Raw genomic sequence first — 14,647 nt, forward strand, 5'->3', positions numbered from 1 at the left:
CACTACGTCGGTGAGGGATGACGTGAGCGACAACTCTGTAGTACTGCGGTACGCGGACGGTGAATACACCTACCCGGTGGTCGAGAGCACCGTCGGCGACAAGGGCTTCGACATCGGGAAGCTCCGAGCCCAGACCGGTCTGGTCACCCTGGACAGCGGGTACGGCAACACCGCCGCCTATAAATCCGCCATCACCTACCTGGACGGCGAGAAGGGCATCCTGCGGTACCGCGGCTACCCCATCGAGCAGCTGGCCGAGCAGTCCACCTTCCTGGAGGTGGCGTACCTGCTGATCAACGGTGAGCTGCCGAAGTCGGACGAGCTCGCGACGTTCCAGAACGAGATCACCCAGCACACGCTGGTGCACGAGGACGTCAAGAACTTCTTCCGCGGCTTCCCGCGGGACGCGCACCCGATGGCGATGCTGTCCTCCGTGGTCTCCGCGCTGTCCACCTTCTACCAGGACAGCCACAACCCGTTCGACGAGAAGCAGCGCCACCTCTCCACGATCCGGCTGCTCGCCAAGCTGCCGACGATCGCGGCGTACGCGTACAAGAAGTCGATCGGCCACCCCTTCGTCTACCCGCGCAACGACCTCGGGTACGTCGAGAACTTCCTGCGGATGACCTTCTCGGTCCCGGCCCAGGAGTACGAGCTCGACCCGGTCGTGGTCTCCGCGCTCGACAAGCTGCTGATCCTGCACGCGGACCACGAGCAGAACTGTTCGACCTCCACCGTGCGTCTGGTCGGCTCCTCGCAGGCGAACATGTTCGCCTCGATCTCCGCCGGCATCTCGGCCCTGTGGGGCCCGCTGCACGGCGGCGCCAACCAGTCGGTCCTGGAGATGCTCGAGGGCATCCAGGCCAACGGCGGCGACGTCGACTCCTTCATCAACAAGGTGAAGAACAAGGAGGACGGCGTCCGCCTGATGGGCTTCGGCCACCGGGTGTACAAGTCCTTCGACCCGCGCGCCAAGATCATCAAGGCGGCGGCGCACGACGTCCTGTCGGCGCTCGGCAAGTCCGACGAGCTGCTGGACATCGCGCTGAAGCTCGAGGAGCACGCGCTCTCCGACGACTACTTCGTCTCGCGCAACCTCTACCCGAACGTGGACTTCTACACGGGTCTGATCTACCGCGCGATGGGTTTCCCCACCGAGATGTTCACCGTGCTGTTCGCCCTCGGCCGCCTCCCGGGCTGGATCGCCCAGTGGCACGAGATGATCAAGGAGCCGGGCTCCCGCATCGGCCGCCCGCGCCAGATCTACACCGGCGTGGTCGAGCGCGACTTCGTCCCGGCCGACGCCCGCTGACCTCAGCCGCCGCGGATGGCGAAAGCGCCCCGCCGCCGATCCCCCCACGGGTCGGCGAGCGGGGCGCTTTCCATATCCCCGGTGCGGATTCCCCCCACGGGATCCGGGCCGGGCGTCTGCTCGCGCGGTCTGCCGGGGTACGTACGGGAGGGCCGCTCAAAGCTCCCCGGTGCACGTGCCCCGGCCGCGCTTGCCTGGGACGTCCCCCAAGACATCCCATGAACGTCCCCCAAGACGTTCTTGGCATCGCCCACTTAGACTCGCGAACAGCCCAGATGGTTACCCCCAAATATCTGTGATCTAGGTCTCTTTGTGAAGGTCCTGTGCATCACATGGAGGTGAATTCGTGGGGAGACGTCAGCGGAAGCGGCGCAGCCGCAGGCTGTTGGTCACCACGAATACGGACGAAAAGGCCATCGCGAGTCCGGCGATCATCGGGTTGAGCAGACCGGCCGCGGCGAGCGGCAGCGCTGCGACGTTGTAGCCGAAGGCCCAGCCGAGGTTGCCCTTGATCGTGGCCAGGGTCCGCCGGGCGAGCCGGATGGCGTCCGCCGCGACCCGCAGGTCCCCGCGGACCAGGGTCAGATCGCTCGCCTCGATGGCCGCGTCCGTGCCGGTGCCCATCGCCAGGCCCAGATCGGCCGCGGCGAGCGCCGCGGCGTCGTTCACCCCGTCACCCACCATCGCCACCGTGCGGCCCTCGGCCCTGAGGCGCCGGATCACGTCCACCTTCTCCTGCGGCAGCACCTCGGCGATCACCTCGTCGATGCCGACCTCCGCCGCCACCTCCTCGGCCACGGCCCGGCCGTCCCCGGTGAGCAGCACCGGCCGCATGCCCAGGGCGCGCAGCCGGGCGACCGCCTCCGCGCTGGTCTCCTTGACCGAGTCGGCGACCGTCAGGGTGCCGCGGGCCCGCCCGTCCCAGGCGACGTGCACGACTCCCGGACGCGGCTCGCCGGGCACCTCGATCCCCTCGGCCGCGAGCAGGGCGGCCCGCCCGACGACCACCAGATGCCCGTCGACGGAGCCGCGCACCCCGAGTCCGGGCACGTTCTCGAAGGACTTCGGTACGGGCAGCTCGCCCACCCGGGCGGCGGCGCCGGCCGCGACGGCGCGGGCGACCGGGTGCTCGGAGGAGTGCTCCAGGGCGCCCGCCAGCCGCAGCAGCTCGGTCTCGTCGGCGCGCCCCGTGCCGTAGGCGCCGCCGTACACGTGCACGCCGACGAGCTCCATGCGGCCGGTGGTGACGGTGCCGGTCTTGTCCAGGACGACGGTGTCGACGCGGCGGGTGGACTCCAGGACCTCGGGGCCCTTGATGAGGATCCCGAGCTGGGCGCCGCGGCCGGTGCCGACCATGAGGGCGGTCGGGGTGGCGAGCCCCAGGGCGCACGGGCAGGCGATGATCAGCACCGCGACCGCGGCCGTGAAGGCGGCCGTGATGTCGCTCGTCAGCAGGAGCCAGCCGACGAGGGTCCCGAGGGCGACGAGGAGGACGACGGGCACGAAGACGGCGGAGATCCGGTCGGCGAGCCGCTGCACCTCGGCCTTGCCGTTCTGGGCGTCCTCGACGAGCCGCGCCATCCGGGCCAGCTGGGTGTCGGCGCCGACCCGGCCGGCCTGTACGACCAGCCGTCCGGAGGTGTTGACGCAGCCGCCGGTGACGGGGTCGCCGGGGGTGACGTCCACGGGGAGGGACTCGCCGGTGAGCAGGGACGCGTCGACGGCGGATGCGCCCTCGGTGACGGTGCCGTCGGTGGCGATCTTCTCCCCGGGCCGTACGACGAAGCGGTCGCCGACCGCGAGGGCGGCCACCGGGATCCGTACCTCCGCGCCGTCGCGCAGCACGGCCACGTCCTTGGCGCCGAGCCGCAGCAGGGCGTGCAGGGCGGCACCGGCCTTCCGCTTGGCGCGGGCCTCCAGGTAGCGGCCGAGCAGGATGAAGGTGACGACTCCGGCGGCGACCTCCAGGTAGATCGTCCCCGCGGCGTGCTCGCGGGCGACGGTGAGGCCGACGTCGTGCCGCATGCCCGGCATGCCGGCGTCACCCAGGAACAGCGCCCACAGCGACCAGCCGAAGGCGGCGAGGGCGCCGACGGAGACCAGGGTGTCCATGGTGGCCGCGCCGTGCCGGAGGTTGGTCCAGGCGGCGCGGTGGAAGGGCAGCCCGCCCCAGACGGCCACCGGGGCGGCGAGGGTGAGGGAGAGCCACTGCCAGTGCTCGAACTGGAGGGCGGGGACCATCGCCAGGAGGACGACGGGCAGGGCGAGGACGGCCGAGACGGTGAGCCGCTGCCGCAGCGAGGCGAGCTCCGGGTCCTCGTCCCGTACGGCAGCGGGGTCCGTGCCCTCCTGCGGGCGTGGCTCCTCCGGTTCCGGTTCCGGTGCGGGTTCCTCGGCGGTGTAGCCGGTACGGACGACGGTGGCGATCAGGTCGCCGACCGTGACCTCCGCGGGGTGTTCGACGCGCGCCTTCTCGGTGGCGTAGTTGACGGTCGCCGTCACCCCGTCCATCCGGTTGAGCTTCTTCTCGACGCGGGCCGCGCAGGAGGCGCAGGTCATCCCGCCGATCGTCAGCTCGGTGATCGTGGAGGTCATCAGTGTTTCCCAACGGGTGCAGGGCCGTACGGAGCAACCGTACGGCCCTGCGGTGGGCTTGCGGCGAGCGGCGGGCTCAGGCGCGGCCGACCAGTTCGTACCCGGCCTCGTCGACGGCGGCGCGGACGGCCTCCTCGTCCAGCGGGGCGGCGGACACGACGGTGACCTGTCCGGTGGCCGCCACGGCCTTGACGGAGGAGACGCCGTCGATCTCGGAGATCTCGCTCGTGACCGCGCCCTCGCAGTGGCCGCAGGTCATGCCCTTGACCTGGTAGACGGTGGTCAGTTCGGTCTTCGTCTCGGCGGTCATGACGTTCTCCTCTGGGGGCGTTGCGGTGCGGGGCCCCGCCGGTGCGCGGGGCCGTACGCCGTACTAGCATAGATTATACCCCTAGGGGGTATGGATTGCATGCGTGTCCGCTCCAGGTGCCGGGCCGGAGTCCATGACCGTGCTGATCCTGATCTCGGCGGTCGCCGTCCTGGCGCCGCTGCCGGCCCGTCGCGTGGCCGATGCTTCCCGTCCCGCTCGCCGTCTTCGTGACCGTCCTCGGCACCCTGAGCGGCCCCGACGTCCTCGGCCGGGCGAAGCCCGGTGAACCGGGCGTGTTCATCGGGGTGTGTTCATGCGGGTGCGCTCACCGGCACCGTCCTCGGCGCCGTCCTGCCGGTGCGCTGTGGTCTCGGTGCTCGCCCTCCCCCTGCTCGCGCTGAGGCTGCGGGCCCGGCGGGCGTCCGGGCCCCCGCCGCCCGCCGGGCTGGTCACGGGCTCGGGATCGTGGTGAGCGCGCGGCCGATGACCGGGTCGAGGTAGCGCAGCAGCACCGTCTTCGTCTCGGTGATCACGGCGTCCCGCTCGGGTCCCTCGGGTGCGGCCAGGATCAGAGCGAGTCCGGCCTTCACGATCGCGAAGGTCATGTCGGCGATCCGGGCGTGCTGGGCCGGGTCGCCGTCGGGCAGGTAGTGGCCGAGCAGGTCTCCGACCCGGGCGAGCAGCGAGGCGTGCAGGGCGTCGTGCTCCTCCGCGATCCGGCCGGGGATCTCGGAGCCGTGCATGAGGGCGAGGAAGGCCGGGTTCTGGCAGTTGAACTCGATCAGCGGGTCGAGGACGGCGTCGAGGAGCTCGGGCAGCGGAAGGGCGAGGTTCTCGGGTGTGAACGCCTGGCCGTGGGCCTCCCGCATCTGGGCGAGCAGCCGGTCGCCGAGTTCGAGGGCGATGGCCTCTTTGTTCGGGAAGTACTGGTAGAGCGTGCCGGGGGAGACGCTCGCCTCCCGGGCGATCGCGTTGGTGCTGGTCGCCGTGTAGCCGTAGGCGCAGAAGACGTCGGCGGCGGCCTGGAGCAGCTGAGCGATCCGGCGCTCGCCGCGGGCCTGGCGGCGGCGCGGCTTCGGTTCCCCGGTCCTCTCCCCGGACTTCTCCGCGGGCCTGTCCTCGGGCATGGCTGTCGTCCCCAGCTCTCTGAACGCGATTGACAAACGCGAGAGGTCGCTCGCATTCTTAGGGAACGCGAGTGATCGCTCGTGTTTGTCAGTCTATTGGGCAATGGGCGACCCCTGCGCCCCGCCGGGAGAGCGCGCGCACGGGTCATGGTGAAGGGGACACCGCGTCATGACCGAAGTCAAGAAAAGGCAGCTGACCGGGGGTGCACCCGGCGGCTGGACGCGGTTCGTGACGGCGCGGCCACGTCTGACGCTGCTGGTCGCCCTCGTCCTGACCGCGCTCGCGGTCCTCGCGGGCGGCGGCGTCGCCGACCGGATGGGCAGCGGCGGCTGGGAGGACCCGGACGCCGAGTCCACGTACGCGGTCGAGGTCCTGGAGCGCGAGTTCCCCGCCTCCCAGCCCAATCTGCTGCTGCTCGTCGACGCGGGCGACGCCGGGGTCGACGCCCCGGCCGTCGCCGCCGAGGCCCGGCGGCTCGCCGAGCGGCTCGACGCCCGGCCGGACGTCGACGGCGTCGGTTCGTACTGGGCGACCGGTTCCCCCGCGCTGCGCTCCGAGGACGGCCGCCAGGCCGTGATCGCGGCCCGGATCGACGGCGACGAGAAGGCCGCGGGGGAGACCCTGGAGCGACTCGCCCCCGAGTTCCGCGGCAGCCACGGACCCGTGGAGGTCTCCGTCGGCGGTCCGCTCGCCGTCCGCCACGAGATGCAGACGACCATCCAGGAGGACCTGCTCAGGGCCGAGCTGATCGCCCTGCCCGTCACCCTCGTCCTGCTCGTGATGGTCTTCGGCAGCGCCGTCGCCGCCCTGCTCCCGCTCGGCATCGGCATCGTCGCCATCCTCGGCACCAACGCCGTGCTGCGCGGCCTCACCGAGTTCACCGACGTCTCCGTCTTTGCCCAGAACCTGACCACCGCCCTCGGCCTCGGACTCGCCATCGACTACGCCCTGTTCGTGGTCCGGCGCTTCCGCGAGGAGCTGGCCGCGGGCGCCGACACCAGGACCGCCGTCGCGACCACCCTGCGCACCGCGGGGCGGACCGTGCTGTTCTCCGCCCTCACCGTCGCCGTCTCGCTCGCCGCGATGCTGGTCTTCCCGCAGTACTTCCTGCGTTCCTTCGCCTACGCCGGCATCGCCGTCGTCCTCCTCGCCGCCGCTGCGGCCTTGATCCTGCTGCCCGCCGCGCTCGTGCTGCTCGGCGACCGGGTCAACGCCCTGGACCTGCGCCGGGTCTTCCGGCGCGCGCCCCGGGCGGGCGCCGGTGGCACCGAGCCGGGCGCCGGGCCGGGCGCCGGTTCGGGTGCGGCGACGGACGTGGACCTGGCCGCGCGGGCCGGTGCGGGCGCCCGTGCGGGGGCGGAGGAGGAGGGCGGCGTCGGCTGGGCGCGGACCGCGGCCCTGGTGATGCGGCGGGCACCGCTGTTCGCCGTCGCCACCGCCACCGGACTCGTGCTGCTCGGACTGCCCTTCCTCGGCGTGCGGTTCGGCACCGCCGACGACCGCCAGCTCCCGGCCGCCGCCGAGTCCCGGGTCGTCCAGGACCAGCTGCGCGAGGGCTTCCCCGGCAGCCCCGGCGGGGCGCTCACGGTGCTCGCCGAGGGCTCCGCCACTCCCGGGCAGTACGCCGCGTACCGGGAGCGGATCGAGCGGCTCGACGGCGTCGCGCGGGTGGACGGGCCGGTCACCTCCGGATCCGGCGAGCGGACCCACGCCTACTTCACGGTCGTCCCCGAGGGTGAGGGCGTCGGCGCCGGGGCCCAGCGGGTGGTCGGCGAACTGCGCGCGGCCGAGGCCCCCTTCGACACCTCCGTCACCGGCGCCGCGGCCGTGCTCGTCGACTCCAAGGACGCCATAGGCGAGCGGCTGCCCTGGGCGGCCGGCATCATCGTCGTCGTCACCCTGGTGCTCGTCTTCCTGCTCACCGGCAGCCTGCTCATCCCGCTCCAGGCGGTCGTGCTCAACGCGCTCAGCCTCACGGCCATGTTCGGCGCGGCCGTCTGGGTCTTCCAGGACGGCCACCTCTCCGGCCCGCTCGGCTTCACCCCCACCGGGGACATCGAGACCACCCTGCCCGTCCTGATGTTCTGCGTGGCCTTCGGACTGTCCATGGATTACGGGGTGTTCCTGCTCTCCCGCATCAAGGAGGAGTACGACGCCACCGGCGACCACGAGCACGCCGTCCGCTTCGGACTGCGCCGCACGGGCGGGCTGATCACCGCGGCGGCCGTGATCCTGGCCGTGGTGATGGTGGCCATCGGCACCTCGCGGGTCACCAACACCAAGATGCTCGGCCTCGGCGTCGCCCTCGCGGTCCTCATGGACGCCATGGTGGTGCGCAGCCTGCTCGTCCCCTCCGTGATGAAGCTGACCGGGCGCCTCACCTGGTGGGCCCCCGGGCCGCTGCGCCGCTTCCACGACCGTTTCGGCATCAGCGAGGGCGGCGCGATACCCGGGGCACCCGCGCCGGAGCGGGTGCCGCAGAAGACCGGATAGCGCCCGGGGGCCCTGGAGGACGGACGCCGGGGCGGGGGTCAGTCCCGGCGGTTCCGGTTCCCTGGCCGTTTGGCCACCCAGGCGCGGATGGTGTCCGCGTACCAGTAGGGCTTGCCCGACTCGACGTGGTCGGGGGCCGGCAGCAGCCCGTGCTTCCGGTAGGAGCGGACCGTGTCCGGCTGCACCTTGATGTGCGCGGCGATGTCCTTGTACGACCAGAGCCTTCTGTCCGTCATGCGTGGCACCTCTCCTGCGTGCCCGGCAGCGGCGGCGGGGGTTCCGTCGGGGGAGCTGGCGGGCGTCACTGGTGGTCACTGGCGATCACTGGCTGGTGATCACTGAGCCTGTGCCCGGTGAACGCCCGCTTCGGACGGGAGGAGAACGCCTGTCGACCGGCTGTGACGGAAAACCCGCGTAATCGAGATAAGCGTGACGAAGGGGCGACGGACGTGACGCGACTGACGCAAGAGATCAGGCGCCGCAGGAGCGGAGGAAACGGCGGGTGCGCACCGCGATGGGGTAGGGCTTGTCCGGATCACAGGGGTACATGTCCTGCTCCACGATCGCGAACAGGTCCACGTCCAGGGCCTGCGCGGCGGCCAGGACCGGCTCCAGGGCCGGCACCCCCGACGGCGGTTCGCACATCACGCCGCGCGCCACCGCCGGGCCGAACGGCACCTCCTCGGCGACCACCTCGGCGAGGACCGCCGGGTCGACCTGCTTGAGGTGGAGGTAGCCGATGCGTTCGCCGTAGGTCTCGATCAGCTTGACGCTGTCCCCGCCGCAGTAGGCGTAGTGACCGGTGTCCAGACAGAGCGCGACCAGGTCCGGATCGGTGGCGTCCAGGAAGCGGGAGACGTTCTCCTCGCCGTCGATGTGGGTGTCGGCGTGCGGGTGGACGACGACCCGCAGGCCGTAGCGCTCCCGGACCTCGGAGCCGAGCCGCTCCGTCAAGCCGGTCAGGTGCCGCCACTGCTCGGAGGTCAGGGTGCGGTCCTCCAGGACCTCGCCCGTGCGGTCGTCCCGCCAGAAGGAGGGGATCACCACCAGGTGCTCCGCGCCCATCGCCTGGGCCAGTGCGGCGTTCTCCGCCACGTGCGCCCAGGTCCGCTCCCAGACCGCCGGGCCGTGGTGAAGCCCGGTGAAGACCGTCGCCGCGGACACCCTCAGGCCCCGGCGGGCGGTCTCCTCGGCGAGGAGCGCCGGGTCGGTGGGCAGATAGCCGTACGGGCCGAGCTCGATCCACTCGTAACCGGCGCTCGCCACCTCGTCGAGGAACCGCTGCCAGGGCACCTGGAGGGGGTCGTCGGGAAACCACACGCCCCAGGAGTCCGGGGCGGAACCGATGCGGATACGGGACAGCGGCGACCGGTTCGTCGGGTTCGTCATGCATGCAACCTTGGATGGGGTCCGCGACGAGCGTCAAGACACCGTCCGGACCCGCGTCCCCGCCCACGGGCACGGCGTTGACAGGGCAGGGAGCCGTGGATAGACCTGGGACGTGGGCCCCCGGCGGGGCCGAGGAGAGGTGCGTGGCATGACGGCGGAGCCGTACGACCGACCGTACGACCTGATCACGATGGGCCGCCTCGGCGTGGACCTCTACCCGCTGCAGACCGGGGTGGAGCTGGCCCGGGTGGAGAGCTTCGGCAAGTTCCTCGGCGGCTCACCGGCCAATGTCGCCGTCGCCGCCGCCCGCCTCGGACGGAGCGTCGCTCTGGTCAGCCGCACCGGCGCCGACCCCTTCGGCGACTACCTCCACCGCGAGCTGCGGGCGTTCGGGGTGGACGACCGCTGGGTCACGGACGTGACGGAGTACCCCACCCCGGTCACCTTCTGCGAGATCTTCCCGCCCGACCACTTCCCGATCCACTTCTACCGCCGCCCCAAGGCCCCCGACCTGGAGATCCACCTCCACGAACTGGACCTGCCCGCCCTGCGAGCCGCCCGCGCCCTCTGGGTGACCGGCACCGGCCTGAGCGCCGAGCCCAGCCGGGCCGCCACCCTCGGCGCGCTCCAGGAACGGGCCGACGGCGCGGCCCCGGACGCGCTCACCGTCCTCGACCTGGACTGGCGGCCCGCCCTGTGGGACGGCCCCGCTCCGGCCGACGAGGCCCGCCCGCTCTACCGGGAGGCCCTGCGGCACGCCACCGTCGCCGTCGGCAACGCCGACGAGTGCGAGGTCGCCACCGGCGAACGCGAGCCCTACGCCGCCGCCCGCGCCCTGCTCGCCTCCGGAGTGCGGCTCGCCGTCGTCAAGCAGGGACCCAAGGGCGTCCTCGCGCTGGCCGCCGACGGCACCGCGGCCGAGGTCCCGCCGCTGCCGGTCGAGGTGGTCAACGGCCTCGGCGCGGGCGACGCGTTCGGCGGGGCACTCGCCCACGCCCTGCTCGCCGGCCGCGACCTGGAGGAGGCGCTGCGCTACGCCAACGCGGCGGGCGCGATCGTCGCCGGCCGGCTCGCCTGCGCGCCCGCGATGCCCCACGACGACGAGATCGCCCTCGCCCTCGCCACCGGAACCGGCTCCGTCCCCGCGCGCCACCGCGAGAGCCGCCCGGTCGACGGGTAGGGAGAGGACCATGGACACCACGCGCTCGACGCCCTCCCTCCACCTGCCCGCCGGGACGGCCGCCCGCGGCCCGTACGCCGTCGACATCGACCCCGAGCGGGCCGGCTGGACGCACAGCTCGCTGCGGGTCGTCGACCTCCCGCCCGGCGGGACCCACACGTACCTGACGGGGAACAGCGAATGGGTGGTGCTTCCGCTGTCCGGGGGCGGTACGGTGCGCGTCGACGGGGAAATCATCGAACTCGTGGGCCGGGCCGACGTGTTCGACGGGGTCTCGGACTTCGCCTATGTGCCGAGGAGCGCCCACGCCCAGATCGCCTCCGGTGCGGGAGGCCGCTTCGCTTTGGCAGGAGCGAAGTGCGAGCGACGACTCCCCGCCCGCTACGGCCCCGCGCCGGAGGTTCCCGTCGAGATCCGCGGCAGCGGCAACCGCGCCCGCGAGGTGCGGAACTTCGCCGCCGCAGGCGCCTTCGACTGCGACCGGCTGATCGCCGTCGAGGTGGTCACCCCGGGCGGCAACTGGTCCTCCTATCCGCCCCACAAGCACGACGAGCACCACCCCGGCCGGGAATCCGTCCTGGAGGAGATCTACTACTACGAGGTCTTCTCCGGGAGCCGCGATCCGCGACGCGAGGACGGCGGCTACGGCTACCAGCGGATCACCCCCTCACGCCCCGGCGGCGCCGAACTCCTCGCCGAGGTCCGCACCGGCGACGCCGTCCTCGTACCGGACGGCTGGCACGGCCCGTCCATCGCCCAGCCCGGCCACCCGCTGTACTACCTCAACGTCATGGCGGGCCCCGGGCCCGAGCGGGAATGGCGGATCAGCTTCCACCCCGACCACACGGAGGGATACGAGTGAGCCGCCTGACCGTCGCCCAGGCACTGGTGCGCTTCCTCGCCGCGCAGCACACCGAACGCGACGGCGTACGGCAGCGGCTGTTCACCGCCACCTGGGGCATCTTCGGCCACGGCAACGTCGCCGGCATCGGGCAGGCGCTCGTCGAACACCCCGGCCTCATGCCGTACCACCAGGGACGCAACGAACAGGCCATGGTGCACGCGGCCGTCGGCTACGCCCGCCAGTCCCGCCGCCTCCAGGTCCACGCCGTCACCACCTCCATCGGCCCCGGCGCCACCAACCTCGTCACCGGCGCCGCACTCGCCACGGTCAACCGGCTGCCCGTGCTGCTGCTGCCCGGCGACACCTTCGCCACCCGGCCCGCCGACCCCGTCCTCCAGCAGCTCGAAGTGCCCTACGCGGGCGAGGTGTCGGTCAACGACTGCCTGCGCCCGGTGTCGCGGTACTTCGACCGGATCACCCGCCCCGAGGCGCTGATCCCGGCCGCGCTCGCCGCCGTACGGGTCCTCACCGACCCCGCCGAGACCGGGGCCGTCACCCTCGCCCTGCCGCAGGACGTACAGGCCGAGGCGTACGACTGGCCCGAGGAGTTCCTCGCCGAGCGGACCTGGACCGTCCGCCGGCCCCGGCCCGACGCCGCCGAACTCGACGCCGCCGTCCACGCCGTCGAAGCCGCGGAACGGCCGCTGATCATCGCGGGCGGCGGCGTGAAGTACAGCGGAGCCGAGGACGCCCTGCGCACCCTCGCCGAACGGGCCGGCCTCCCCGTCGCCACCACCCAGGCCGGCAAGGGCGTCCTGCCCCACGACCACCCCTGCGACGTCGGCGGGATCGGCCACACCGGCACCGCCACCGCCAACGCACTCGCCCGCGCCAGCGACCTGATCATCGGCGTCGGCACCCGCCACACCGACTTCACCACCGCCTCGGGCACCCTCTTCGGCCCGGACACCCCCCTGCTCAACCTCAACATCACCGCCTTCGACGCCCACAAGCAGGCCGCCCGGTCCCTCGTCGCCGACGCCCGCGAGGGGCTCACCGCGCTCACCGAGCGGCTGGGCGGCCACCACCGGGACGCGGCGCGGTGGGCCTCCGCCAAGGAGGACTGGCAGCGCCGGACCGACCGCGCCTACGCCGCACCCGACGCAGACGCCCGCCCCACCCAGACCCAGGTGCTCGGCGTACTCGACACCCTGGTCACCGGGGACGACATCCTGATCAACGCCGCCGGCTCGCTCCCCGGCGACCTCCACAAGCTGTGGCGGGCCCGGTCCGCCGACCAGTACCACGTCGAATACGGCTACTCCTGCATGGGATACGAGATCCCCGCCGCCATCGGCGTCGCCCTCGCCGCCCCCGGCCGGCCCGTCTGGGCCCTCGTCGGCGACGGGACGTACCTGATGAACCCCACCGAAATCGTCACCGCCGTCCAGGAGGAACTGCCCATCAAGGTCGTCATCCTCGACAACCACGGCTACGCCTCCATCGGCGGCCTGTCGGAGGCGGTCGGCGCCGAGCGCTACGGCACCGACTACCGCCTCCGCGCCCCCGACGGCTCCTTCACCGGACCGCCGCTCCCGGTCGACCTGGCCGCCAACGCCGCCTCCCTCGGCATGCGGGTGCTGCGCGCCCGCACCGTGCGTGACCTGCGAGAAGCCCTCGCGGATGCACGGCGGGCGACGGTTCCCACATGTGTCTACGTCGAGACCGAAACGGCAGACAGTGTGTCGGGCCCGCCCCCGGCCCAGGCGTGGTGGGATGTGCCCGTGGCCGAGACCTCCACCCGCTCGTCGGCGGTCAGGGCCCGCGAGGAGTACGACCGGCACGTCACCGCCCGACGCCGCCACCTGTAGCAGCCAGAAGGAGCATGTCGTCATGACGAAGACCATCAACCACTGGATCGGTGGCAAGACCGTCGAAGGCACGTCGGGCAACTGGGGCCCGGTCACCGACCCGGCCACCGGCGCCGTCACCACCCGCGTCGCGCTCGCCTCCGTCGACGAGGTCGACGCCGCCGTCGCCGCCGCCAAGGCCGCCTACCAGACCTGGGGCACCTCCTCGCTGGCCCAGCGCACCACGATCCTCTTCCGCTTCCGCGCGCTGCTCGACGCCAACCGCGACGCGATCGCCGAGCTGATCGTCGCCGAGCACGGCAAGGTCCACTCCGACGCGCTCGGCGAGGTCGCCCGCGGCCTGGAGATCGTCGACCTGGCCTGCGGCATCACCACCCAGCTCAAGGGCGAGCTGTCCACCCAGGTGTCCAACCGGGTGGACGTGGCCGCGATCCGCCAGCCGGTGGGCGTGGTGGCCGGCATCACCCCGTTCAACTTCCCGGCGATGGTGCCGATGTGGATGTTCCCGCTCGCCATCGCCTGCGGCAACACCTTCATCCTGAAGCCGAGCGAGAAGGACCCGTCGCCGTCCCTGAAGATCGCCGAGCTGCTCGCCGAGGCCGGCCTGCCGGACGGCGTCTTCAACGTCGTCCACGGCGACAAGGTGGCCGTGGACCGGCTCCTTGAGCACCCGGACGTCGCCGCCGTCTCCTTCGTCGGCTCGACGCCGATCGCGAAGTACATCCACACCACCGCGTCCGCGAACGGCAAGCGCGTCCAGGCGCTCGGCGGCGCCAAGAACCACATGCTGGTCCTGCCCGACGCCGACCTGGACGCGGCCGCCGACGCGGCGGTCTCGGCGGCGTACGGCTCGGCCGGCGAGCGCTGCATGGCGATCTCCGCGGTCGTCGCGGTCGGCGCGATCGGTGACGAGCTGGTGCAGAAGATCCGCGAGCGCGCCGAGAAGATCAAGATCGGCCCCGGCACCGACCCGACCTCCGAGATGGGCCCGCTCATCACGGCCGCCCACCGCGACAAGGTCGCCTCCTACGTGCACGGCGCGGCGGACGAGGGCTGCGAGGTCGTCCTCGACGGCACCGGATACACCGTCGACGGCCACGAGAACGGCCACTGGATCGGCCTGTCCCTCCTCGACCACGTGCCGACCTCGGCCAAGGCGTACCGGGACGAGATCTTCGGCCCGGTGCTGTGCGTGCTGCGCGCCGAGACGTACGAGGAGGGCCTGGCCCTCATCAACGCCTCGCCGTTCGGCAACGGCACCGCCATCTTCACCCGTGACGGCGGCGCGGCCCGCCGCTTCCAGCTGGAGGTCGAGGCGGGCATGGTCGGCGTGAACGTGCCGATCCCGGTGCCGGTGGGCTACCACTCCTTCGGCGGCTGGAAGGACTCCCTCTTCGGCGACCACCACGTCTACGGCAACGACGGCGTCCACTTCTACACCCGCGGCAAGGTCGTCACGACCCGCTGGCCGGACCCGTCCGAGGCCCCCGCCGGCGTCGACCTGGGCTTCCCGCGCAACCACTGA

At 72.4% G+C, this 14,647-nt stretch carries 11 protein-coding genes; 6 read left to right on the forward strand and 5 right to left on the reverse strand.

From position 1 onward, the window contains the following. Nucleotides 1-22: 22 nt before the first annotated feature. Nucleotides 23-1,312 (forward strand): citrate synthase, encoded by a 1,290-nt coding sequence (locus ABD954_RS22310; RefSeq protein WP_345488167.1) that lies wholly within the window; start codon nt 23-25, stop codon nt 1,310-1,312. Nucleotides 1,313-1,669: 357 nt separating this feature from the next. Here ABD954_RS22310 and ABD954_RS22315 read toward each other — a convergent pair whose 3' ends face one another. From ABD954_RS22315 to ABD954_RS22325, 3 genes are all read right to left on the reverse strand, one after another. After that, nucleotides 1,670-3,907 (reverse strand): heavy metal translocating P-type ATPase, encoded by a 2,238-nt coding sequence (locus ABD954_RS22315; RefSeq protein WP_345488168.1) that lies wholly within the window; start codon nt 3,905-3,907, stop codon nt 1,670-1,672. 76 nt (nt 3,908-3,983) lie between these two features. Beyond that, complete coding sequence (locus ABD954_RS22320) at nt 3,984-4,217, reverse strand: heavy-metal-associated domain-containing protein (protein WP_345488169.1); 234 nt, start codon at nt 4,215-4,217, stop codon at nt 3,984-3,986. A gap of 449 nt (nt 4,218-4,666) precedes the next feature. Next, nucleotides 4,667-5,344 carry a TetR/AcrR family transcriptional regulator gene (locus ABD954_RS22325; RefSeq protein WP_345488170.1) on the reverse strand — a complete coding sequence of 226 codons (678 nt, stop codon included), beginning with the start codon at nt 5,342-5,344 and terminating at the stop codon, nt 4,667-4,669. 169 nt (nt 5,345-5,513) lie between these two features. On the opposite strand from ABD954_RS22325, the gene ABD954_RS22330 reads away from it, so the two are divergent. Beyond that, nucleotides 5,514-7,838 carry an MMPL family transporter gene (locus ABD954_RS22330; RefSeq protein ID WP_345488171.1) on the forward strand — a complete coding sequence of 775 codons (2,325 nt, stop codon included), beginning with the start codon at nt 5,514-5,516 and terminating at the stop codon, nt 7,836-7,838. A 38-nt stretch (nt 7,839-7,876) separates the two neighbouring features. Here ABD954_RS22330 and ABD954_RS22335 read toward each other — a convergent pair whose 3' ends face one another. Both ABD954_RS22335 and ABD954_RS22340 read right to left on the reverse strand, forming a co-directional pair. Continuing rightward, nucleotides 7,877-8,074, reverse strand: coding sequence for a helix-turn-helix transcriptional regulator (locus tag ABD954_RS22335; RefSeq protein WP_345488172.1), 198 nt, complete (start codon nt 8,072-8,074; stop codon nt 7,877-7,879). Nucleotides 8,075-8,309: 235 nt separating this feature from the next. Then, nucleotides 8,310-9,227 (reverse strand): sugar phosphate isomerase/epimerase family protein, encoded by a 918-nt coding sequence (locus tag ABD954_RS22340; RefSeq protein WP_345488173.1) that lies wholly within the window; start codon nt 9,225-9,227, stop codon nt 8,310-8,312. A 148-nt stretch (nt 9,228-9,375) separates the two neighbouring features. Between ABD954_RS22340 and iolC the strand changes: the two genes are divergently transcribed. The 4 genes from iolC to mmsA are packed head-to-tail and all read left to right on the forward strand — an operon-like array spanning nt 9,376 to nt 14,647. After that, nucleotides 9,376-10,407, forward strand: coding sequence for a 5-dehydro-2-deoxygluconokinase (gene iolC, locus ABD954_RS22345; protein WP_345488174.1), 1,032 nt, complete (start codon nt 9,376-9,378; stop codon nt 10,405-10,407). Nucleotides 10,408-10,417: 10 nt separating this feature from the next. Continuing rightward, nucleotides 10,418-11,269 (forward strand): 5-deoxy-glucuronate isomerase, encoded by an 852-nt coding sequence (gene iolB / locus ABD954_RS22350; RefSeq protein ID WP_345488175.1) that lies wholly within the window; start codon nt 10,418-10,420, stop codon nt 11,267-11,269. Then, nucleotides 11,224-13,122, forward strand: coding sequence for a 3D-(3,5/4)-trihydroxycyclohexane-1,2-dione acylhydrolase (decyclizing) (gene iolD / locus ABD954_RS22355; RefSeq protein WP_345488176.1), 1,899 nt, complete (start codon nt 11,224-11,226; stop codon nt 13,120-13,122). Before iolB ends, iolD begins: the two co-directional genes overlap by 46 nt. Nucleotides 13,123-13,144: 22 nt before the next feature. Beyond that, a complete protein-coding gene (mmsA, locus tag ABD954_RS22360; RefSeq protein ID WP_345488177.1) occupies nt 13,145-14,647 on the forward strand; it encodes a CoA-acylating methylmalonate-semialdehyde dehydrogenase in 1,503 nt (500 codons plus the stop codon).

Origin of the sequence: Streptomyces roseoviridis, from assembly GCF_039535235.1 — a bacterium.
Lineage (GTDB): Bacteria > Actinomycetota > Actinomycetes > Streptomycetales > Streptomycetaceae > Streptomyces > Streptomyces roseoviridis.

What these genes read in the sequence shown, in the direction of transcription:
- ABD954_RS22315 (WP_345488168.1), bottom strand. Translation starts at nt 3,907, where the DNA reads ATGACCTCCACGATCACCGAGCTGACGATCGGCGGGATGACCTGCGCC.
- ABD954_RS22320 (WP_345488169.1), bottom strand. Translation starts at nt 4,217, where the DNA reads ATGACCGCCGAGACGAAGACCGAACTGACCACCGTCTACCAGGTCAAG.
- ABD954_RS22325 (WP_345488170.1), bottom strand. Translation starts at nt 5,344, where the DNA reads ATGCCCGAGGACAGGCCCGCGGAGAAGTCCGGGGAGAGGACCGGGGAA.
- ABD954_RS22330 (WP_345488171.1), top strand. Translation starts at nt 5,514, where the DNA reads ATGACCGAAGTCAAGAAAAGGCAGCTGACCGGGGGTGCACCCGGCGGC.
- ABD954_RS22335 (WP_345488172.1), bottom strand. Translation starts at nt 8,074, where the DNA reads ATGACGGACAGAAGGCTCTGGTCGTACAAGGACATCGCCGCGCACATC.
- ABD954_RS22340 (WP_345488173.1), bottom strand. Translation starts at nt 9,227, where the DNA reads ATGACGAACCCGACGAACCGGTCGCCGCTGTCCCGTATCCGCATCGGT.
- iolC (WP_345488174.1), top strand. Translation starts at nt 9,376, where the DNA reads ATGACGGCGGAGCCGTACGACCGACCGTACGACCTGATCACGATGGGC.
- iolB (WP_345488175.1), top strand. Translation starts at nt 10,418, where the DNA reads ATGGACACCACGCGCTCGACGCCCTCCCTCCACCTGCCCGCCGGGACG.
- iolD (WP_345488176.1), top strand. Translation starts at nt 11,224, where the DNA reads ATGGCGGATCAGCTTCCACCCCGACCACACGGAGGGATACGAGTGAGC.
- mmsA (WP_345488177.1), top strand. Translation starts at nt 13,145, where the DNA reads ATGACGAAGACCATCAACCACTGGATCGGTGGCAAGACCGTCGAAGGC.